The sequence below is a fragment of the Streptomyces sp. NPDC048734 genome, from assembly GCF_043198675.1.
In the GTDB taxonomy this organism is placed as follows: domain Bacteria; phylum Actinomycetota; class Actinomycetes; order Streptomycetales; family Streptomycetaceae; genus Streptomyces.
On the sequence record NZ_JBICUZ010000027.1, the window covers coordinates 1 to 21,086 of the forward strand.

Here is a 21,086-nt window from a genome sequence, read left to right on the forward strand (position 1 = left end):
AGCGCCGATGGTACTGCAGGGGGGACCCTGTGGGAGAGTAGGACGCCGCCGAACAATCATTCCGGGAAACCCCCGTGCCAATGGCACGGGGGTTTTCTGCGTTCCGGGAGCTTTTCGCGTTCTAGGATCGAGTCATGCGCTACGACCTGGTCGTCTTCGACAATGACGGTGTGCTCGTCGACAGTGAGTCGATCTCCAACCGGCTGCTGGCCGCCTACCTCACGGAACTCGGGCACCCGACCTCGTACGAGGACTCCATCCGGGACTACATGGGGTCCGCCATGCACCGGATCCACGACCTGGTGCTGGAGCGGACCGGGCAGCGGTTGCCGGCGGACTTCGACGATGTCTTTCACGCCCGGGTGTTCGCCGCGTTCGAGCGGGAGTTGCGGCCCGTGGCCGGGGTGACCGATGTGCTGGAGAAGCTCGCCGCGGACGGGGTGCCGTACTGTGTCGCCTCTTCCGGGAGCCATGAGCGGATACGGGTGGGGCACCGGGCGACCGGGCTGGACCGGTGGTTCGAGGACGCGCGCATCTTCAGTGCGCAGGACGTGGGCAAGGGCAAGCCGGCGCCGGACCTCTTCCTGTACGCGGCCGAGCGGATGGGAGTTGCGCCGGAGAGGTGTGTGGTCGTCGAGGACAGCCCGCTCGGTGTGCGGGCGGCCGTGGCGGCCGGGATGGACGTGTACGGGTTCACCGCCATGACGCCGGCCGCGAAGCTCGCCGGTGCCACCGGACTCTTCGCCGGCATGGGGGAGTTGGCCGACCTGCTGAGGTGAGCCCGCGGCAGAGCTGAGGGGAATTCACCTTTGGCTGGATCTACCCACGAGTACGCCGGGGCCCTACGCTCGCCGCCATGACAGAAGTGCTGCGGCGCGGTAGGGCCTCGTTGGCGTTCGGCTTCTTCGCCCAGGGCGTCGCCTTCGCGCTGCTCGTGACCCGGATCCCGGCCATCCAGGACCGGTACGGGGTCTCCGACGCGCTGCTGCCCGTCTTCCTCGCCGCCGTACCGATCCTGGCCGGGGTGGGGAGCGTGGCCACTGAACGGCTCGTGAAGCGGATACCGCCCAGCCGGGTGCTGCGCTGGTCCCAGCCGGTCGTGCTGCTCGCGCTGCTGGGGGTGGGGGCCGGGGAGCGGATGGCCGAACTGGGGATCGCGCTCGCGTTGTTCGGGCTCGCCGTGGGAGCGCTGGACGCCTCGATGAACATGCTCGGGGTGAGCCTCCAGCGCGGGTACGGGCGGAGCATCATGCTCGGCTTCCACGCGGTGTACAGCCTCGGCGGCATCGTGGGGGCCTCACTGGCGTGGGCCGGGGCGCACTGGCATCTCGCCCTGTGGGTGTCGTATCTGCCGGTGGTGCTGGTGCTGCTGCCGGTCGTGCTGGTGGGGAGCCGGTGGTACGTCGACGCGGACGGCGGCGGACGCGAGGCCGTCCTCGAGGCGGACGAGGTGGAGCGGAGCGGGGGTGTCGTCTTCAAGGCGCTGTTGCCGCTGTGCCTGGTGATGACCTTCGCCTACATCGGGGACTCGACCGTGTCCAACTGGAGCGCGAAGTACCTCCAGGACGTGCTCGGGAGCTCCGAGCAGTTGGCGACCGTCCCCTACAACGTCTACATGGTCACCACGCTGCTCGGGCGGGCCATCGGGGACCTCGGGGTGCGGCGGTACGGGGCCGTCGCGGTCGTACGGGTGGGGGCGTCGGTGGCGGCGGCGGGGTTCGCGGTGGTGGCCGTCGCGCCGGGGCCCTGGGCGGGGACGGGTGGGTTCACGCTGGTGGGGCTGGGGCTGTGTGTGCTGGTGCCGCAGACGTTCGCGGCGGCGGGGAAGCTGTTCCCGGGGGCCTCGGACGCGGCCGTCGCCCGGCTCAATGTCTTCAACTACGTCGGCTTCCTGATCGGTTCGCCGCTGGTCGGGGCGCTGGGGGACGCGTGGAGCTACCGGGGTGCGATGGCTGTGCCGATGGTGTTGGTGCTGGTGACGTTCGGGTACGCCAGGTCGTTCACGCCTCAACCCGACCGATACGGTGGCGGGCATGAGCGGCCGCGCACAGCTGATGTGGGACGAGGCAGTAACGGGGTATGACTTCGGTCCGGACCATCCGATGGATCCGGTACGGCTGGCCCTGACCCGGCGACTGGTCGACGCCCTGGGACTCGACCGGGAGGTGGAGATCGTCTCCGCCAAGCCGGCGGGGGACTCGACGCTGCGGCTCGTCCACCGGGAGGACTACATCCGGGCCGTGAAGGCCGCCTCCGCCGATCCGCGGGCGGCGGACGTGTCGTACGGGATCGGCACGGTGGACGATCCGGCCTTCGCCGGGATGCACGAGGTGTCCTCGTTGATCGCCGGGCTGTCCGTGGGGGCGGCGGAGGCGGTGTGGCGGGGGGACGCGCTGCACGCGGTGAACTTCACGGGCGGGCTGCACCATGCGATGCCCGGGGGTGCTGCGGGGTTCTGCGTCTACAACGACGCGTCGTTGGCCATCGCGCGTTTGCTGGAGCTGGGGGCCCGGCGGGTCGCCTACGTGGATGTCGACGTGCATCACGGGGACGGTGTGCAGGCGGCCTTCTGGGAGGACCCGCGGGTGTTGACGATCTCGCTGCACGAGCATCCCCGGACCCTGTTCCCGCAGACCGGGTGGCCGGAGGAGACCGGGGCGGGGGACGGGGCGGGGGCTGCGGTGAACGTGGCACTGCCGGCGGGGACGGGGGATGCGGGGTGGCTGCGGGCGTTCCACGCCGTGGTGCCGGAGCTGGTCGCCGACTTCCAGCCGGATGTGCTGGTCACTCAGCACGGGGCGGACACGCATTTCGAGGATCCGCTGGCCCATCTGGCGGTGTCGTTGGACGCGCAGCGGGCTGTGCAGGTCGCCTGTCATGAGCTGGCGCACGAGTACGCCGGGGGGAAGTGGGTCGCGTTGGGGGGTGGCGGTTACGCGGTGGTGGAGGTGGTGCCGCGGTCGTGGACGCATCTGGTGGGGATCGCGGCGGGGCGGCCCGTGGTGCCGGAGACGGTGATTCCCGAGGGGTGGCGGCGCGAGGTGTTCGCCCGTACGCGGCAGTTGGGGCCGATGCGGATGACCGATGGGCGGTGGCCGGTGTCCTGGGGGGCCTGGGAGGAGGGGTACGACCCTGCCGACCGGTTGGACCAGGCGGTGCTGGCGACTCGGCGGGCGGCGTTTCCGTTGCGGGGGCTGCTGGCCTAAGGGGTGGGGGTGAAAGCTTCGCCCCCGCCGCCCTTGCCTGTTCCCGCGTCCCCAGGGGCTTCGCCCCTCCGACCCCATCAGGGCCTCCGCCCCTGGTCCCGGCGGGGACTCCGTCCCCTGCGCCCCTGTGAGGGGCCGGCCCTGTGTCCTGTGTGGGGGGCCGCCCTGCCCTGGCACTCCGTGAGGGGGGCCCGTCCCGTTTTGAGAGCCGACGAGGGGCTCACCCCTGGACCTGCCAGGGGTGGTGGCCCCAGTGCCCTTGCGGGGGTGCCGGTCCGGGGGCCCCGGTGGCGCGACCGGTCCCAGCGCCTTCGTCGGGGGCTCTGCCCCGAGCAGCCGTCAGAGGCCCCGGCACTGCCCCGCGCCCAGTTTTCCCGCCATGGGGGGACGGTCTTACGCCGACCGTGGGGGCCTCGGGTGGTTCGGGGGGTGGGGGAGGGGGGTGTTCGGGAGGATTTCGGGGTGTTGAGTCGGGGCGGTATGGCGGAGTACCTGGTTCGGGTGGGGCTGGCGGGAGTGGTGGGGACCGAGCGGGAGGGGAGTCTTCGGCGGTACCGGGCGTTCGCGGCTCGGGACCCTCGGGTGTTGATCGGGATCGACCCCGAAGGGGTGTGGTCGGAGCGGGAGTTGATCTCGCTCATGGCGGAGAGGTGTGGGGTTTCGGCCGATCCGGAGCACACTTCAGGGCATGATGTGATCGATCCCGGGCTGACGCTTCTCGCGCTGGACGCGTTCGCCGAGCGGCTCGCCGTGGTTGCCCAGCGTGGTGGGGCCGTGTTGCTCGGGACCGGGCATCCGCACCGGCTGATCGGCTTCTACGCAGGGATCGCAGACGCCCTGTCGGCGGCGGGATGTGTTGTTCTCACCCCGGCGCAGGGTCGCTGTGTCGACATAACGACCCGGTTCGGTCTACGTACGCACCACCTCGCCTACGTACGCGGTGTCGGGTTGGTGCGGGAACCCGGAGCCGAGCGCCCCGGTGGTGCGACCGGCGTGCACACGCACTCACCCCTCCCGGTTCGACTGGCGCTGGCGGCAGCCGCGGAGGCCGGCGGGCCGTTGCCGGATCTGGTGATCGGGGACCACGGCTGGGTCTGCGGAGCAGGTCAACTGGGGTTCGAGGCGATCGGGCCGGCGGACAGCGACGATCCCGCGCCCTTCGTCGGGCAGGCCGAGGGGGTCGTGTCCGTCGCCGTTCCGCTTGATGACGGCGCGCGCGCCGGTTACTACCTGCCGCTCACCCACTACGTACTCGATCGGGCGTGTCTGTCACAGTAGGCCGCCGATGGGTGCACCTCTTCCCCACTCGCATCACCCGCCCCTACATTGGGGAGTGAGCACGCAGCGACGAAGAGTCACCGGAAGGGGAAGCCGGTGGCCGTCGAGTCGAGTGCGGAAGGTTCAGGTGTGTCATGGCTGCAGCTGGCGAGAGGCCTCTGAACGAGGTTCAGTTCCTTACCGTGGCGGAAGTCGCCTCGGTGATGCGAGTGTCGAAGATGACCGTGTACCGGCTGGTGCACAGCGGTCATCTGCCCGCGATCCGGGTCGGAAGGTCCTTCCGCGTCCCGGAGCAAGCGGTTCACGAGTACCTCCGCGAGAGCTACGTGGGGGTGGAAACCGCCTGACGGCAGGGCGGGGGGATCCGCGTCACCGGGCACTTCGGGGTCCCTCCGCCGCCTCGATTACGACCTCAGCGCTCGGGCGGGTAGGCTAGCCCCTCGTAGGTCGTATGGGCCCATGGCGCCCAGCACCGAGTGATGAGAAGTGAGCGAGGGTAGTCGTGGGCTCTGTTATCAAGAAGCGGCGCAAGCGGATGGCCAAGAAGAAGCACCGCAAGCTGCTCAAGCGCACGCGCGTTCAGCGTCGTAACAAGAAGTAAGTTCGCTCGACGCGAGCCGCGAAAGCGTGGTGTGGCCCCCCAGCCGGTTACCGGCTGGGGGGCCACACGCATGTCGGCTTCCCGTGCGGCGGGCCGAACCCCGTGCGTGTGCCCGGACGGGCGCGTGGCTGATCCTGTCGTACGACCGGCCGGTGCCGTCACGTGGCGCATCGGGCGGTCGTCACAGCGCGACACCGACCCGCTAAGTTGGCCCGCAGCGGGGAACCCGGCAAGGTGGTCGGTGCGGCAGGGTAGGACCGGACCTAGTGCGGAAGGAAGGCGCTGATCTTGGGCAAGGTCGTGCTGGTGACCGGGGTGGCCCGTCAGCTGGGGGGCCGGTTCGTACGACGGATCCAGCGTGACCCGGACGTGGACCGGGTGATCGCGGTGGACGCCGTGCGGCCCGAACACCATCTCGGCGGCGCGGACTTCGTCCAGGCCGACATCCGGCAGCCCACCATCGCGCGGGTCCTCGCCGAGACCGGTGCCGACACGGTCGTCCACCTGGACGTGACGGCCACCGCGCTCGGCAGCGGAAGCCGGACCACGGTCAAGGAGACCAACGTCATCGGGACGATGCAGCTGCTCGGCGCCTGCCAGAAGTCGCCGAACGTGAAGCGGCTCGTGGTGAAGTCCAGCACCAACGTGTACGGCTCCGCGCCCCGCGATCCCGCCGTGTTCACCGAGACCACCGCGGCCAAGTCGCTGCCCAGCGGCGGGTTCGCCAAGGACATCGTGGAGGTCGAGGGGTACGTCCGCGGATTCGCCCGGCGTCGGCCCGACGTCGCCGTGTGCGTGCTGCGGTTCGCCAACATCCTCGGCCCGACCGCGGAGACCCCGCTCGCCTCGTACTTCTCGCTGCCGGTCCTGCCGACCGTGTTCGGCTACGACCCGCGCCTGCAGTTCGTGCACGAGGACGACGTGATCGAGGTGCTGAGGATCGGCTCGCACGAACCCCGGCGGGGGACGCTCAACAGCGGCACCTTCAACATCGCCGGCGACGGCGTGCTGCTGCTGTCGCAGTGCTCGCGGCGGCTCGGCCGGCCCACCGTCCCGCTCCTGCTGCCGGCCGTCACCTGGGCGGGCACCCTGGTGCGTACGCTGGGCATGACGGACTTCTCGCCCGAGCAGATCCGGCTGCTCACGCACGGCAGGGCCGTGGCGACCGACCAGATGCGCGAGACGCTGGGATTCACGCCGAGGTACACCACCGCGGAGACCTTCGCGGACTTCGCACACAGTCAGGGGCCGGGGCTCCTGCCCCCCGAGACCCTTGCCGGGGTCGTCGACCGGATCGCCGCGCTGCCCCACGCGGGCGGCGGCCACCCCCCGACGCAGAGCGCCAACTGAGGAGCGCATCAACGATGGCGGACGCCAAGGTCATTCCGTTCGACGACGACCGGTCCCGCGGGGGTGCCGTGCAGCGGCCGTCGCGGCGCCGCGGCGCGGGGAACCGGCGCGGGACAGGCGAACCGGCGCCGGTCCGTGAGATCGGTGAGGCCGCTGAGGCCGGTGCGGTCCAGGCCCTGCCCACCAGGGCCGTTCCGCAGGATGATGTTCCTGTGACCGGTGAGGAACAGCCGCCGCGGCCGGACGGCGACGGCGACGGCGGCCTGGAGCGGCGGATCGCCGGCGGGCTGTCCTTCCTGCGCCGCCGGCTGACCGGTGACTACGACGTCGACGACTTCGGCTACGACCAGGAGCTGACCGACCAGGTCCTGATGTCCCTGCTGCGCCCGGTGTACGAGAAGTACTTCCGGGTGGAGGTGAAGGGCGTCGAGAACATCCCGGCGGACGGCGGTGCGCTGATCGTCGCCAACCACTCGGGGACGCTGCCGCTGGACGGGCTGATGATGCAGGTCGCCGTCCACGACCGGCACCCGGCCGGCCGTCACCTGCGGCTGCTCGCCGCCGACCTGGTGTTCGTCCTGCCGGTCGTCAACGAGCTGGCCCGCAAGCTCGGGCACACCCTGGCGTGCTCGGAGGACGCCGAACGGCTCCTGGCGCAGGGCGAGCTGGTCGGGGTGATGCCGGAGGGCTTCAAAGGCATCGGGAAGCCCTTCAGCGAGCGCTACAAGCTCCAGCGGTTCGGCCGGGGCGGCTTCGTGTCGACGGCGCTGCGGCAGGGCGCCCCGATCATCCCCTGCTCGGTCGTCGGGGCCGAGGAGATCTACCCCATGATCGGCAACGCCAGGACGCTCGCGCGCGTGCTCGGCTTTCCGTACTTCCCGCTCACCCCGACGTTCCCCTGGCTCGGCCCGCTCGGCGCGATCCCGCTGCCCACGAAGTGGACGATCCAGTTCGGCGAGCCGATCCCCACGGACGGCTATCCGCCGGAGGCGGCCGAGGACCCGATGCTGATGTTCAACCTGACGGACCAGGTCAGGGAACAGATCCAGCACACGCTCTACAAGTTGCTGGTGCAGAGGCGGTCGGTGTTCTTCTGAGTGCTGTCCCGCTGAGGTGCGGCGTCTGGGGGACGGTGGGTGAGGTCGCCGGGCGGAGTCCGGCGCAGCTGTGCGAAGCCTGCGTAGCAGTGCGAGTGCGGCAGACGGAGGGGTCAAGTCGCTGGTGCAGAGGCGGTCGGTGTTCTTCTGAGTCTTCGGTGTTCTTCTGAGCCGGATGCGTACATGCCTACGGCGGTGGGGGCGACCTTCCTGAGAAGGTCGCCCCCACCGCCGTACGAGGCCGTACGAACCCGTGCGGAGGTCTCGCTAGCCCGCGTCCTCGCTGTCGATGCCCAGGCCCGGCAGGAGGCCGGGGAGGAGGGGCGGCAGCGTGACGTCCGGCTCGGTGGTCGGGGTCGTGGACGGGGACGAGGTGCCGGTCTCCTGCGGCGGGTCGAGCAGGCCGCCCGTGTCGCCGCCGAGGAGGCCGTCCTCGCCGGAGTCGGCCGACTTGCTGGGGCCGCCGCTGTCGGGGCTGCCGGTGGCCGGGGAGCCGCCGCCCGCGCTGGGCGTGGTCGAGCGGCCGGTGCCCGACGGGCCGGGGGACGTCGGGCCGGCGCCCTGTCCGCTGCCCTGGCCGCCGCCTGGGGCCGGGGGCTGGGGCAGCAGGGAGCGCAGCGGGGCGACCTCTTCGTCTATGGCGTCGAACACCGACGACACCTGCCGGCTGACGTCCCCGAGCTGGACGGGGAGCCGGTCGCGCAGGGCGCCCCAGACCTCGCGGTGCGAGCGCGAGAAGGTGGACAGGGCCTGGATGGGGCCGAGGGAGTCCGGGTCGCGCTCGTACGCCTCGTGGAGCAGGCGGTGGCCCTCGGAGGCGTCGTAGCGCATGCCGGACAGGGCGCGGCGGACCTCGCCGACGGACTCGTGGTCGAGCTGGGCGCCGCCGCGCCCGCGCTCCATGAGCCTGCGGGCCTCGCTGAGCCGGGTGGAGGCCTGGTCGAGATAGGCCTGGCCGCGCTCGCTCTCGCCTTCGGCGAGGTAGTTGAGCTTGAAATCCTCTATGCCGCGCTTCAGGCCGTAGAGCGAGTCACCGGGGAGGGCGTCGGAACTCGCGGCCGCGACCCCGCCGAAGGCGCCGGCGGCCACGCCGACGCTCAGGCCGCCCGCGGTGAGGCCCTTGGCGAGCCGTGTCCGCGGACGGAACTTGCCCAGCGGCGTCGCCCTGTGGGCACCCCGCGCCCGGACGGTGCGTTGTTCCGGCACCGAACGGTCCGTCGCCTCGCCCATGGTGCCCGCCTGAAGCATGGCCTCCATCGCGGCGACCAACTGCGCCCGCTGGACGACCTTGACCTCGGGGTCCATCTCCGGTCTGGGCAGCTCGGCGAGACCTGTCGCGAGGGCCAGGATCCGGCCCTGCTCGGTCTGGCCCGCGGCTGCCGGGGCCGGCGGTGGTCCTTCGGTCTGCTCGGCCGCCGTGCCCCGGTCGGACTGCTCCTCCAGGGCCTGGGCGAAGGCGTTCGCCCGCCGGTGCGCCGATACGTTCGCGATCACTGGCGGCACCTCCTCTCGTCATGACGGTCGACTCCTCGGGGGTCCTGAGGGTTGCACGCCCTCGACCGCTTCCACGCGAACGAGTGATCGAGGCCGGCCAGGACGTGACCACAGGGAGCCTGTATCCCGCACAACGACTGGCGCGGCACTTGGGTTACGGACGGCGGATGATCGGATGGAGAAGTCAACGGGCTTTCACTGAACGTGAGTTGATGTCGCCGACAGTAGGCGGGGTGGGGGCGGGGGCGGCCGGTGCCGGGTCAGCGGGTGTCGTCCGGCAGGAGACGGGCGAGCGTGCGGACGGCCCGGTACTGCAGGGTCTTGATGGCGCCCTCGTTCTTGCCCATGACCCGCGCGGTCTCGGCGACGGAGAGGCCCTGGAGGAAGCGCAGGGTCACGCATTCCTGCTGTTGCGGGTTGAGCCGTCGTACGGCGTCCAGCAGGGCGGCGTTGGAGAGGGACTCCAGGACGGAGTCCTCCGGGGAGCGCGCGACCTCGTTGGCGTCGAGCATCTCGCCGGTGGTCACCTCCAGCCGGAAGCGGCTGGACTTGAAGTGGTCGGCGACGAGGTTGCGGGCGATGGTGACGAGCCAGGCGCCGAAGTCGCGGCCCTGCCAGGTGAAGGTGCCGATCCGGCGCAGGGCGCGCAGAAAGGTCTCGCTGGTCAGGTCCTCGGCGGTCGCCTTGCTGCCCACGCGGTAGTAGATGTACCGGTACACCGTGTCGCTGTACTGGTCGTAGAGCCGCCCGAACGCGTCGGCCTCGCCGGCCTGGGCCCGCTCGACGAGGTCCATCATGCGGGCGCTGTCGCTGTCGGCGGCCGGTCGGCGGGCGGTGGTCGCGCCGGTCACGTGTCCGCGTCTGCCGCCCGCCCGTCCGTCGCCCGACCGCCGCCCCTCGGCGACGGTGCCGCGCGCCGGCACCTGCTCGAGGCCGTCGGCCAGTGCGTAGCACGGGCCCACGGGCTCGACGGTGGCGAAGGCGGGGACGGCGTACGCGGTGGGGACGAAGCCGCGCAACAGGTCCTGGACCGTAGCGACCGTTGCGCGCAGCGTAGCCAGGCCCGAGGCGTCAACCCCGACGTGTGGGTACACGGGACTCCCAGAGGCAGAGCTTCCATCACGTGCAGTGCGGAACCTTTCACCCGTCGTAGCGACGGAGGGGTACCGGAATGCGTCTGAGGAGAATAACGCTTCGTGCAGGCCCTGCTACACCCAGTTGCTCAATTCACCGGTTGCGTCGCTTCCGTAGCCTGTTGACGCCCATTCGGGTTGCTCAGGGTGACCGTTTGTTGATCGGAAAGGTTCGTGTTTTCGGCCGGACGGGGGCATGTTGTGGCGGTGCGCAGACAACTGGGCTGGCCGGGGGCGTGCGGGCGTACGGCGGCGGGATTGGCCGTGTTTCGCCGCGGCTGCCCGTCCGGGTGAGCGGCGTGACCGCGGTTGGACGGTCGCACCGGCGGCCGCCCGCCGGGGGCAGCGGCTAGCGGCGGCGGCGGTGCAGCGCGATGGCCGCCGCGGTGCCGCCCGCCACCGCGCCCACGCCCGCCGCCGCCGGAATGCCGACCTTCGCCGCCTTGCGGCCCGTGCGGTAGTCGCGCAGCCGCCAGTCGAGTTCGCGGGCGTGCTTGCGGAGCTTGGCGTCGGGGTTGATCGCGTAGGGGTGGCCGACGAGGGAGAGCATCGGGATGTCGTTGTGGGAGTCGCTGTAGGCGGCGCAGCGGGAGAGGTCCAGGCCCTCCGCCGCGGCCAGGGCGCGGACCGCCTCGGCCTTCGCGGGGCCGTGCAGAGGTTCGCCGACCAGCTTGCCCGTGTAGACGCCGTCGACGGACTCGGCGACCGTGCCGAGGGCGCCGGTGAGGCCGAGGCGGCGGGCGATCACCTGGGCGATCTCCACGGGGGCCGCGGTGACCAGCCACACCCGCTGGCCCGCGTCCAGGTGGGCCTGGGCGAGGGCGCGGGTGCCGGGCCAGATCCGCTCGGCCATGTACTCGTCGTAGATCTCCTCGCCGATCGACTGCAGCTCGGCCACCCGGTGGCCCTTGACGATCGACAGGGCCGAGTCGCGGGCCTCCTGCATGTGCTCGGGGTCCTCGACGCCGGCCAGCCGGAACCACGCCTGCTGCCAGGCGAACCGGGCCAGGTCGCGGGTCTCGAAGAACTTCCGCTTGTACAGGCCCCGGCCGAAGTGGAAGAGGGCGGCGCCCTGCATCACCGTGTTGTCGAGGTCGAAGAACGCGGCGGCCAGGTCGTCGCCCTGCACGGGGAACTGCGGTTCCTGTGCCGAGACGTCCTTGCGGGCGGCCTCGGCCGAGGCCTCGCCTGCCAACACGCTCCGCGCCGTGGCGGAGCGCCTACGGGGGGTGAGCCATCCAAGAGCGGCCATGGCGTGAGCATAGCCATTCCGCCCGGAGGTTCCGTCGGCCGCGGGGTTCGGAGGGTGTGAACACTGCGCGGCCGTGTCGTTAAGGAAGGCGTCCTGACGCCCGTGCGGGGCGCGCGGGAGAATGGCCGACATGAGTCCCCTCTTCCGCCGCAAGGGCCCCGCTCCGCGGGACCGGCTCGTGACCTTGATCGGCAAGCCCGGATGTCATCTGTGCGACGACGCGCAGGAGGTGATCGAGAAGGTGTGCGGTGATCTCGGCGTGCCGTGGGAGAAGCGGGACATCACCGAGGACCCGCGGCTGCACGAGCAGTACTGGGAGCAGGTCCCGGTCGTGCTCGTGGACGGGCGGCAGCACACCTTCTGGCGCGTGAACGAGGAACGGCTGCGCGCGGAACTCACAGGGAACTGACCGGACAGTCCAAGTGTGGCGAAAAGTCGCTTAGGATCGATGGTGACCAGATCTCGGGGGCGGGATTCGTGAGGAGAGTGTGCGGTTTTGCCCCCGATAATCAAGGAGCGCGCGCGGGTCCGCGCCGGTTCCCCGCGAAGGCGCCGGGGGTGCGTGACCCCGGTCACGTTGGCCGGGCAAATCGGACACCATCTTTGTGCACGCGTTCACAAAGACATAGCCTGCATTCGACGGGGCGGTCCGGTGACGTGTGACCGCCTACAGCCCCGCTCTACCCGCAGGAGCACCGTGGCAACTGGCCGAACTCACCGACCGGCGACCCGTAGCCGAGGGATTCCCGAGGCCACCGTCGCCCGGCTTCCGCTGTACCTTCGCGCGCTGACCGCACTGTCGGAGCGCTCGGTTCCCACGGTCTCCTCCGAGGAACTCGCGGCCGCGGCCGGGGTCAACTCCGCGAAGCTGCGCAAGGACTTCTCCTACCTGGGTTCCTACGGCACCCGGGGCGTCGGCTACGACGTCGAGTATCTCGTCTACCAGATCTCCCGCGAACTGGGCCTGACCCAGGACTGGCCGGTTGTGATCGTCGGCATCGGCAACCTCGGCGCGGCGCTGGCCAACTACGGCGGGTTCGCCTCCCGGGGTTTCCGGGTCGCGGCGCTCATCGACGCCGACCCCGAGATGACCGGCCGGCAGGTCGCCGGGATCCCGGTCCAGCACAGCGACGACCTGGAGAAGATCATCTCCGACAACGGCGTCTCCATCGGGGTCATCACCACCCCGCCGGGCGTCGCCCAGCAGGTGTGCGAGCGTCTCGTCGCCGCCGGCGTCACCTCCATCCTGAACTTCGCGCCGACCGTGCTGTCCGTCCCGGACGGCGTCGACGTGCGCAAGGTCGATCTCTCCATCGAGCTGCAGATCCTCGCCTTCCACGAGCAGCGCAAGGCCGGTGAGGAGGCCGCGGCGCACGACGGCGCCGTCCCCGCCCCCGCCGTGCGCCGCGCGGACGCCACCGACCAGGGACCCGACGGGGACGTACCCGTTGTGATGCCGGCATGAGTCTCCTCGTCGTCGGACTGAGTCACCGCAGTGCCCCCGTGAGCGTCCTGGAGCGGGCCGCGCTCCCCGCGGACGCCCAGGCCAAGCTGCTGCAGGACACCGTCGCCGTCGAACCGGCCACCGAGGCCGGGGTGCTCGCCACCTGCAACCGCATAGAGCTCTACGCCGACGTGGACAAGTTCCACGCCGGTGTCGCCGAGCTGTCCACGCTGCTCGCCCAGCACAGCGGCGTCGGCCTGGAGGAGCTCACCCCCTACCTCTACGTGCACTACGAGGACCGTGCCGTCCACCACCTGTTCTCGGTGGCCTGCGGACTGGACTCGATGGTCGTCGGCGAGGGGCAGATCCTCGGCCAGATCAAGGACTCCCTGGCCCGCGCCCAGGAGCTGCACACCGCCGGACGGCTGCTGAACGACCTGTTCCAGCAGGCCCTGCGGGTCGGCAAGCGGGCCCATTCCGAGACCGGTATCGACCGCGCCGGGCAGTCCCTGGTCACCTTCGGCCTGGAACAGCTGGCGGCGGGCGGGGACGTCACCGCGTGGGCGCGGGGCAAGCGCGCCCTGGTCATCGGCGCCGGCTCCATGTCCTCCCTGGCCGCCACGACGCTCGCGCGCGCCGGCGTCGCCGAGATCGTCGTCGCCAACCGCACCTTCGACCGCGCCGAGCGCCTCGCGCAGATCCTCGCCGAGAACGGCGAGCCGGTCATCGTCTCCCGGGCCGTGCCCATGGAGTCGGTACCGGCGGAACTGGCACGTGCCGACGTCGCCGTCTCCTGTACCGGCGCCACCGGACTCGTCCTCACGGCGGAAGCGGTCGCCGCCGCCGTCGAGGGCCGCACCGGAACGCCCGCCGCCCTCGCCCCCGCCGACGACCGGCCCGAGCGCGCGCACGTACGGCCGCTGCCGCCGGCCTCCGTGGGAACCGACGAGAACTGTCCGCTGGACCTCTCCGCCGTGCAGCCCGGCTTCTCCCTGATGGGGGAGGCCGCCGTGGCCGGCATGGACGCGGCCACGCTGGAGCAGCACGCCACCTGGGCGGCCGGCCAGGCCGTCGACCGCCGGGAGGCCGCGCGCCGCCCCGAGGCCGACGCCGAGCTGATCACCGCGCTGGCCGCGACCGCCGCCACCGTCGGCCGCATCCCCGAGCGCCGCAGGCCCGAGCCCGCCCCCGTGCCGCTACGGCCCGAGCCGGTGCTGTTCCTGCTGGACCTGGCGATGCCGCGGGACGTCGACGCGGCCGCGCACCGGCTCGCCGGGGTGCGGCTGGTGGACATCGAGTCGCTCGCCGAGGCCTCCGCGGACGCGCCGATGGCCGCCGACGTCGACCAGGTGCGGCGGATCGTCTCCGACGAGGTCGCCGCGTTCGGCGCCGCGCAGCGCGCCGCGCACATCACCCCGACCGTGGTCGCCCTGCGCGCCATGGCCGCCGACGTCGTCGCCGGCGAGATCGCCCGGCTCGACGGACGGCTGCCCGGCCTGGACGACAAACACCGCGCGGAGATCACCCAGACCGTGCGGCGCGTCGTCGACAAACTGCTGCACGCGCCGACCGTACGGGTCAAGCAGCTCGCCGCCGAACCCGGCGGCGCCGGGTACGCGGACGCGCTGCGGACCCTGTTCGACCTCGACCAGGAGACGGTGGCCTCCGTCTCGCGCGCCGAGGACAGCACCGAGAAGAACGCAGAGAACCGAGGGCCGGCATGAGCGGCATGAGTACGAACCCACTGAGGCTGGGGACCAGGCGCAGCAAGCTCGCCATGGCCCAGTCGGGACAGGTGGCGGACGCCGTGAGCCAGGTGACCGGCCGGCCCGTCGAACTCGTCGAGATCACCACGTACGGCGACACCTCCCGAGAGCACCTCGCGCAGATCGGCGGCACGGGCGTGTTCGTCACCGCGCTGCGGGACGCGCTGTCGCGGGGTGAGGTCGACTTCGCGGTTCACTCGCTGAAGGACCTCCCGACCGGGCAGCCCGAGGACCTGGTCCTGGCCGCGATACCGCAGCGCGAGGACCCGCGTGACGTCATCGTCGCCCGGGACGCGCTGAAGTTCACCGACCTGCCGCGCGGGGCGCGCATCGGTACGGGCTCGCCGCGCCGCATGGCGCAGCTGAACGCGTACGCGCGCGGCCACGGGCTGGACATCGAGACCGTGCCGATCCGGGGGAACGTCGACACCCGGATCGGGTACGTGCGCGACGGCGAGCTGGACGCGGTCGTACTGGCCGCGGCCGGGCTGAACCGCATCGGCCGCAGCGACGAGGTGACCGACTTCCTGTCGGTCGACACGGTGCTGCCCGCTCCCGGCCAGGGAGCACTGGCGATCGAGTGTGCCGCGGGCAACGCGGACCTGGTCGCCGCGCTCGGTGAACTCGACGACCCGTTCACCCGGGCCGCCGTGACCGCCGAACGGTCTCTGCTCGCCGCCCTGGAGGCCGGTTGCAGCGCCCCCGTGGGTGCGCTGGCCGACTTGCTGGCCGACGGGCAGATTGTCAAGGAAATGCGCCTGCGGGGCGTCGTCGGCACGACCGACGGTTCCCGCACGGTGCAGCTGTCCACCACCGGTCCCGTGCCCGAGACGTACGACCGGGCAATGGCGCTCGGCCGCGAACTCGCCGCCGAGATGCTCGCCCAGGGCGCGGCCGGTCTGATGGGGGAGCGAGCACAGTGAGCCCCACCACTCTTCCCACCGCTCCGGAACACGGGCACGTCACCTTCCTGGGTGCCGGACCCGGGGATCCGGGACTGCTGACTCTGCGCGCCGTGGAGGCGCTGGCCCACGCGGACGTCCTCGTCGCCGAGCACGAGGTGCTCGACGTCGTGCGCACGCACGCCCGACCCGGCGTCGCCGTCGTGCACGCGGAAGCCGGCCCGTCCTCGGGCCCTCTTCCGGGCACGGGCGCACCGCATCCGACGCTCGTTGACGCCACGTCAACAACCGCTGGGGCCCCCGCCGTGCGGGATGCCGCACATCTTGTCATGGAGGCCGCGCGGGGCGGCAGGCGGGTCGTCCGTGCGGTGTCCGGGGACCCGGGACTCGATACGTACGCGGCGGCGGAAATGCTCGCCTGCGCGGCGGCGGGTGTGCCCTTCGAGGTCGTCCCCGGTATCGCGGCCGCCGTCGGCGTGCCCGCGTACGCCGGTGTGCCGCTGCGCGACGCGCAGGGCGCGGACGTCCGGTTCATCGACGCGCGGACCGCCTCCGACCGGTGCTGGACCGAGGTCGGCGTGTCCGACGGGACCGTCGTGGTGTCCACGACGCTGGACTCCGTGGCGGCCGCCGCCGGGGAACTGGTCGCGGCCGGGCGCAAGCCCGACACCCCGATGACCGTCACCGTCGCCGGTACGACGACCCGGCAGCGGACCTGGAGCGCCACGCTCGGCACGATCGCGCAGACGCTGAAGCAGGCGAAGGTGCTGCCCTCGCCCGAGGGCGGCAGGCCGGTCATAGCCGTGGTCGGTGAGCGGTCCGCCCCCGCCCAGCGCGACCAGCTCGCGTGGTTCGAGTCCAAGCCGCTGTTCGGCTGGAAGGTGCTCGTGCCGCGCACGAAGGAGCAGGCGGCGTCGCTCTCCGACCAGCTGCGCTCCTACGGCGCCGTGCCGCACGAGGTGCCGACCATCGCCGTCGAGCCGCCGCGCACGCCCCAGCAGATGGAGCGGGCCGTCAAGGGCCTGGTGACCGGCCGGTACGAGTGGATCGCCTTCACCTCGGTGAACGCGGTCAAGGCCGTGCGGGAGAAGTTCGAGGAGTACGGGCTCGACGCCCGCGCCTTCGCCGGGATCAAGGTCGCGGCGGTGGGGGAGCAGACGGCCAAGGCGCTGGTCGCCTTCGGCGTGAAGCCGGACCTGGTGCCCAGCGGTGAGCAGTCCGCCGCGGGCCTGCTGGAGGACTGGCCGCCCTACGACCCGGTCTTCGACCCGATCGACCGGGTGTTCCTGCCGCGGGCCGACATCGCCACCGAGACGCTCGTCGCCGGGCTCATCGAGCTGGGCTGGGAGGTCGACGACGTCACCGCCTACCGGACCGTGCGGGCCTCGCCGCCGCCGGCCGAGACGCGTGAGGCCATCAAGGGCGGCGGGTTCGACGCCGTGCTGTTCACGTCGTCCTCCACGGTGCGCAACCTGGTGGGGATCGCCGGCAAGCCGCACAACGTGACGGTGATCGCCTGCATCGGCCCGGCGACCGCGAAGACGGCCGAGGAGCACGGGCTGCGGGTGGACGTGATGGCTCCGGAGCCGTCCGTGCACAAGCTCGCGGAGGCGCTGGCCGAGTTCGGCCTGCGGCGCCGCGCCGCCGCCCGGGAGGCCGGGGACCCGGTCAGCCGGCCGAGCGAGCGGCGGCCGGGGGCGCGGCGGCGTCGGGCGACGTAGCCGCCGTCAGCCTCGGAGGCACCTTGTGCGCGCCCCGTCGTCTCCTGTCGGAGACGGCGGGGCGTTGTGCGTGGCGTGGGACGCGTGGTGCGTGGTGAGTGACGTCAGTGGTCGGACGCGTACGGCAGGAAGGCCGTCCAGGCGGTGGGGGCCAGGGTGAGGCGGGGGCCCTGGGGGTGCTTGGAGTCACGGACCAGGACGTGGACGGGGGCTGTGGCCACTTCTACGCAGTCGGGTCCCTCGTCCGTGCTGTAGCTGCTCCTTATCCACTCCTGGCCGGGGCTGTCTTCGCTGTACGGCTTCAGAGGCATGTCTCTCCAAGCACCTTCTCGATGAGGGCTGTCGACTCTCGCGGGTCGAGAGCTTGTGCCCGGATGGTCCCATAGCGCATGTCGAGCAGCTGAACCTCTTTCGGGTCAGTGATCACACGGCTGATGTGCTGCACCTCGACATGTCCGACGGTGCTGCCGTCCCTGAGCCTGAGGAGTCTGAAAGAACCGGCCAGGCCGGAGTTGACCTCGCGACTCAGAGGGAGCACCTGGAGATCGACATTCCGGAACTCGGCGATCTCCAGCAGGCGTTCGAGCTGGCCGCGCATGACCGCCTTGCCTCCGATGGGTCTCCGGAGAGTCGACTCGCACTGGACGAAACTGAAGAAGGGCCGTGCCGTCGTGTCGTCGACGATCTTCTGGCGTGACACGCGTGCCGCCAGCCGCTGCTCCAGATCCTCCGCGCTGAAGGGTGGCCGACGCGCACTGAAGACCGAGGTCGCGTACTCCACGGTCTGCAACAACCCATGAATGACCGAGTTGTTGTACGCCCCCAGCTCGACCGCGTCCGCCTCCAGTTTCTTCAGGTCCCGAACCTTCTTCGGGTACCGGACCTCCGCCAGGTCCTCCTTCAGCGCGGCGATCCTGCCGCCCGCCGACAGGGCCTCGTCCGCGCGGTCCAGATACTCGGGGCGGGGGATGCGTCGGCCCCGCTCCACGGCGGAGACCTGTTCCTCGCCGTACCCGATGGCGGCTCCGAACTCGGCCTGGGTGAGGCCTGCCGACTCCCGCCACAGCTTCAACTGCCGCTGGACGGCCCTCATCACCGCCCCGGCCTCCTCGTCGTCCTCCGGCCCCGCGTCCCGTTCGCTCACGTCCGCCGTCCTCCCGTCGCGCCCTTCCCGGTCCAACCCCGGCCGCCCGCCCACGGTCACCCCGGACGACCCGGACAGAACCGGACGCCTCGCGGACAGACACCGTCCGCACGGCCTACGGCCCTTCACGATTTACGCATGTGTGAACACGCTGGGTGACGTGAATCAGCAAACTGTGCGTGCCCCGCTCCACCAGTTCTCCGTGCCCCTCTCCGCCACCCGTCGCGGAGCCCGTCTCGCCCGCCTCCTCGCGGCCGAGCAACTGAGTGCCTGGGGGCTGCCGATGGACCCGGCCCGGCTCGTCGTGGCCGAGCTCGCCGCGAACGCGGCCCTGCACGGTCGCGTCCCCGGCCGGAGCTTCCGGCTCGGCCTCACGGTCACCGCGGCCGGGGTGCTGCGCATCGAGGTGACCGACCCCAGGGGTGAGAGCGTGCCCGTGCGCGTGAGCGCCCCGCCGGAGCCCGCCGAATCGGGCTACGGTCTGCTGCTGGTCGAGGAGTCGGCCGACCGGTGGGGTGTGCCGCCGGAGCCGTTTCCGTGCAAGACCGTGTGGGCCGAGCTGGAACTCCGCCACCGCCGGTGACCCCGGTGCCGGCGATGTGCTCGGCGGCGGACGCCGTCGATGTCCTCGACGGGGGTGGGAACTCGGCGCGGGCCGGGGGCCGACGGGGCGTCGGCAAAGGGGTGGGTGGGACGGGCGTAGCGTGGACGCATGACGACGTACGGATCCTTTCCCGGTTCGCGTCCGCGGCGGCTGCGGACCACCCCCGTCATGCGGCGCATGGTCGCCGAGACCCGGCTGCACCCGGCCGACTTCATCCTTCCCGCGTTCGTGCGGGAGGGCGTGAGCGAGCCGGTGCCGGTCCGGGCGATGCCCGGGGTCGTGCAGCACACCCGCGACAGCCTGAAGAAGGCCGCAGCGGAGGCCGTGGAGGTCGGGATCTCCGGGATCATGCTCTTCGGGGTGCCGGAGGAGTCCAAGAAGGACGCCCTCGGGACCGTGGGGACCGACCCGGACGGCATCCTCCAGGTCGCGCTGCGGGACGTGCGGGCCGAGGTCGGGGACGACCTGCTGGTGATGTCCGACCTCTGCCTCGACGAGTTCACCGACCACGGGCACTGCGGGGTCCTCGACGACCAGGGTCGGGTCGACAACGACGCCACCCTGGAGCGGTACGCCGAGATGGCGCAGGTCCAGGCCGACGCGGGCGCCCACGTGGTGGGGCCCAGCGGCATGATGGACGGGCAGATCGGGGTCGTCCGCGACGCCCTCGACCAGATCGGGCGCGAGGACGTCGCCGTCCTCGCCTACACCGTCAAGTACTCCTCCGCCTTCTACGGCCCCTTCCGGGAGGCCGTCGGCTCCTCGTTGCGGGGGGACCGCAAGACGTACCAGCAGGACCCCGCCAACGCGCGGGAGTCCCTGCGCGAGCTGGCCCTCGACCTCGAGGAGGGCGCCGACATGGTGATGGTCAAGCCGGCCGGCCCCTACCTCGACATCCTCGCGCGGGTCGCCGACGCGGTGGACGTGCCCGTCGCCGCCTACCAGATCTCCGGCGAGTACTCGATGATCGAGGCCGCCGCCGAGAAGGGCTGGATCGACCGCGACCGGGCGATCCTGGAGGCGCTCACCGGCATCAAGCGGGCGGGGGCGCGCAACATCCTCACCTACTGGGCCACCGAGGTGGCCCGGACCCTGCGCTGACCCACCGTTACGCCGGCCTGCCGGCGTAACGGCTCACCAACCCGACGGTTCACCAGGCGAGCGCGTCGTCCATGCTCTGCTGCCAGTACGTCACCGTCAGCGAGCTGTCGTAGTAGACGCCCTTGGCCGGGAGCGGCGGCGTCGCGGAGGCGCCGCCGTCGCTGTTCGGGGTGCGGCCCTGGAAGGCGACCGCCAGCTTCTTCGCGGTCGTCCCGCCGTCGCCGCTGCCGTCGGCCGCCGACAGCAGGACGCCCGCGTAGCCGGACTCGCCGGGCGAGAGGGTCGTGACCGCCTGCGGCTTGGTCGCCTCCGCCGCCGACGGCGCCCACTGCATCTCGTCGAAGCGGAGCACCGGGTGGTAGGTCAGGTCGCACACCTTGCTGCCGGTGTTCGTGACCGTGATCAGCATGTGGTTGAGGGGGCGCGGCACCGGCCGGGCGGTGACCTTCGTGTTCGAGCCGTTGCACAGGACGCGGTTCTCGGGGGCGTTCGGGTCCTTGTCGTCCGTGGCGGTACCGGCGCCCGGCTTGGCGGACGTTCCGCCGGCCGGCTTCGCGGCCGAGCCCGAGCCCGATCCGGTGCCGGTCCCGGTGCCCGTACCCGTCCCCGTGTCCGAGCCGGTGGTCGGCTTGCCGGTCCCCTGGGGCTGTGCGGTGACCGACGACGCGGGGGTCGACGCGCCCTCGTCCTCGGTGCCCGTTCCGTTCTCGCAGGCCGTGAGCGAGAGGGCGGCGAGCGCGGCGACGGCGGGCACGAGAAGGCGGCTGCTGCGGCGGATGCGCATGGTGAATTCCACTCCCTGAATGGCTGGTTGCCACACGCCGCTCGACCGGGTGCCGGGAGCGGCGTGCTTGGATGGCCACAGCTTGTGGGGAGATCCGTCCCGGCCGCCACGACCTGCGGACGATCCGGGACGCTGGAATGCCCGCAACACGTCTGAGCTGGGGAAACATGCCGTCCCTGGAACGCCGGGACGGGACACGAGGGGTGGAC

General features: G+C 71.7%; 21 protein-coding genes. 15 read left to right on the top strand and 6 right to left on the bottom strand.

The features are described from left to right. Positions 1-134: 134 nt before the first annotated feature. From ACGFQC_RS35105 to ACGFQC_RS35140, 8 genes are all read left to right on the top strand, one after another. The gene (locus ACGFQC_RS35105) at positions 135-779 is read left to right on the top strand and encodes an HAD family hydrolase (protein ID WP_363088872.1); all 645 of its coding nucleotides are present in this window, start codon (positions 135-137) and stop codon (positions 777-779) included. Positions 780-856: 77 nt separating this feature from the next. Further along, positions 857-2,083, top strand: coding sequence for an MFS transporter (locus tag ACGFQC_RS35110; protein ID WP_363088873.1), 1,227 nt, complete (start codon positions 857-859; stop codon positions 2,081-2,083). Beyond that, positions 2,034-3,206: an acetoin utilization protein AcuC gene (locus ACGFQC_RS35115; protein ID WP_363088874.1), complete on the top strand. Its 1,173-nt coding sequence runs from the start codon at positions 2,034-2,036 to the stop codon at positions 3,204-3,206. The genes ACGFQC_RS35110 and ACGFQC_RS35115 overlap by 50 nt, the downstream gene beginning before the upstream one ends. A gap of 480 nt (positions 3,207-3,686) precedes the next feature. Next, on the top strand, positions 3,687-4,484 hold the full coding sequence (locus tag ACGFQC_RS35120; RefSeq protein WP_363088875.1) for a phosphatase: 798 nt from the start codon (positions 3,687-3,689) through the stop codon (positions 4,482-4,484). A gap of 134 nt (positions 4,485-4,618) precedes the next feature. Next, a complete protein-coding gene (locus ACGFQC_RS35125) occupies positions 4,619-4,831 on the top strand; it encodes a helix-turn-helix domain-containing protein (RefSeq protein ID WP_004984898.1) in 213 nt (70 codons plus the stop codon). 155 nt (positions 4,832-4,986) lie between these two features. Continuing rightward, entirely contained in the window at positions 4,987-5,085 is a 99-nt protein-coding gene (locus ACGFQC_RS35130; protein WP_003948845.1) for a 30S ribosomal protein bS22, read from the top strand. A 288-nt stretch (positions 5,086-5,373) separates the two neighbouring features. Beyond that, positions 5,374-6,435 (top strand): NAD-dependent epimerase/dehydratase family protein, encoded by a 1,062-nt coding sequence (locus ACGFQC_RS35135; RefSeq protein WP_363088876.1) that lies wholly within the window; start codon positions 5,374-5,376, stop codon positions 6,433-6,435. A gap of 14 nt (positions 6,436-6,449) precedes the next feature. Next, a complete protein-coding gene (locus ACGFQC_RS35140) occupies positions 6,450-7,532 on the top strand; it encodes a lysophospholipid acyltransferase family protein (RefSeq protein ID WP_363088877.1) in 1,083 nt (360 codons plus the stop codon). A 267-nt stretch (positions 7,533-7,799) separates the two neighbouring features. On the opposite strand, the gene ACGFQC_RS35145 is transcribed toward ACGFQC_RS35140, so the two are convergent. The 3 genes from ACGFQC_RS35145 to ACGFQC_RS35155 all read right to left on the bottom strand — a co-directional run bounded on the left by ACGFQC_RS35145 (position 7,800) and on the right by ACGFQC_RS35155 (position 11,411). Beyond that, the gene (locus tag ACGFQC_RS35145; RefSeq protein WP_363088878.1) at positions 7,800-9,026 is read right to left on the bottom strand and encodes a DUF5667 domain-containing protein; all 1,227 of its coding nucleotides are present in this window, start codon (positions 9,024-9,026) and stop codon (positions 7,800-7,802) included. A gap of 260 nt (positions 9,027-9,286) precedes the next feature. Further along, entirely contained in the window at positions 9,287-10,120 is an 834-nt protein-coding gene (locus tag ACGFQC_RS35150) for an ECF subfamily RNA polymerase sigma factor, BldN family (protein ID WP_363088879.1), read from the bottom strand. A 388-nt stretch (positions 10,121-10,508) separates the two neighbouring features. Further along, positions 10,509-11,411 carry an HAD-IB family hydrolase gene (locus ACGFQC_RS35155; RefSeq protein ID WP_363088880.1) on the bottom strand — a complete coding sequence of 301 codons (903 nt, stop codon included), beginning with the start codon at positions 11,409-11,411 and terminating at the stop codon, positions 10,509-10,511. A gap of 130 nt (positions 11,412-11,541) precedes the next feature. Here ACGFQC_RS35155 and ACGFQC_RS35160 point away from each other — a divergent pair, with 130 nt between their 5' ends. The 5 genes from ACGFQC_RS35160 to ACGFQC_RS35180 all read left to right on the top strand — a co-directional run bounded on the left by ACGFQC_RS35160 (position 11,542) and on the right by ACGFQC_RS35180 (position 17,244). Next, positions 11,542-11,820, top strand: coding sequence for a glutaredoxin family protein (locus ACGFQC_RS35160; protein ID WP_363088881.1), 279 nt, complete (start codon positions 11,542-11,544; stop codon positions 11,818-11,820). 288 nt (positions 11,821-12,108) lie between these two features. Beyond that, on the top strand, positions 12,109-12,876 hold the full coding sequence (locus tag ACGFQC_RS35165) for a redox-sensing transcriptional repressor Rex (protein WP_363088882.1): 768 nt from the start codon (positions 12,109-12,111) through the stop codon (positions 12,874-12,876). After that, positions 12,873-14,579, top strand: coding sequence for a glutamyl-tRNA reductase (locus ACGFQC_RS35170; protein ID WP_363088883.1), 1,707 nt, complete (start codon positions 12,873-12,875; stop codon positions 14,577-14,579). Before ACGFQC_RS35165 ends, ACGFQC_RS35170 begins: the two co-directional genes overlap by 4 nt. A gap of 5 nt (positions 14,580-14,584) precedes the next feature. Then, a complete protein-coding gene (gene hemC, locus ACGFQC_RS35175) occupies positions 14,585-15,544 on the top strand; it encodes a hydroxymethylbilane synthase (protein WP_363088884.1) in 960 nt (319 codons plus the stop codon). Then, positions 15,541-17,244, top strand: a complete 1,704-nt coding sequence (locus ACGFQC_RS35180; protein ID WP_363088885.1) for a uroporphyrinogen-III synthase — start codon at positions 15,541-15,543, stop codon at positions 17,242-17,244. The genes hemC and ACGFQC_RS35180 overlap by 4 nt, the downstream gene beginning before the upstream one ends. A 104-nt stretch (positions 17,245-17,348) precedes the next feature. On the opposite strand, the gene ACGFQC_RS35185 is transcribed toward ACGFQC_RS35180, so the two are convergent. Further along, positions 17,349-17,555, bottom strand: coding sequence for a DUF397 domain-containing protein (locus ACGFQC_RS35185; RefSeq protein WP_363088886.1), 207 nt, complete (start codon positions 17,553-17,555; stop codon positions 17,349-17,351). Further along, the gene (locus ACGFQC_RS35190; RefSeq protein ID WP_363088887.1) at positions 17,546-18,388 is read right to left on the bottom strand and encodes a helix-turn-helix transcriptional regulator; all 843 of its coding nucleotides are present in this window, start codon (positions 18,386-18,388) and stop codon (positions 17,546-17,548) included. Before ACGFQC_RS35190 ends, ACGFQC_RS35185 begins: the two co-directional genes overlap by 10 nt. Before the next feature lie 151 nt (positions 18,389-18,539). Here ACGFQC_RS35190 and ACGFQC_RS35195 point away from each other — a divergent pair, with 151 nt between their 5' ends. Both ACGFQC_RS35195 and hemB read left to right on the top strand, forming a co-directional pair. Continuing rightward, positions 18,540-18,971 (top strand): ATP-binding protein, encoded by a 432-nt coding sequence (locus tag ACGFQC_RS35195; protein ID WP_393289092.1) that lies wholly within the window; start codon positions 18,540-18,542, stop codon positions 18,969-18,971. 129 nt (positions 18,972-19,100) lie between these two features. Continuing rightward, positions 19,101-20,093 carry a porphobilinogen synthase gene (gene hemB, locus ACGFQC_RS35200; RefSeq protein WP_363088889.1) on the top strand — a complete coding sequence of 331 codons (993 nt, stop codon included), beginning with the start codon at positions 19,101-19,103 and terminating at the stop codon, positions 20,091-20,093. 49 nt (positions 20,094-20,142) lie between these two features. Here the strand turns inward: hemB and ACGFQC_RS35205 are convergent, their stop codons facing one another. Then, positions 20,143-20,877 (bottom strand): DUF4232 domain-containing protein, encoded by a 735-nt coding sequence (locus tag ACGFQC_RS35205; RefSeq protein WP_363088890.1) that lies wholly within the window; start codon positions 20,875-20,877, stop codon positions 20,143-20,145. Positions 20,878-21,086: the final 209 nt, after the last annotated feature.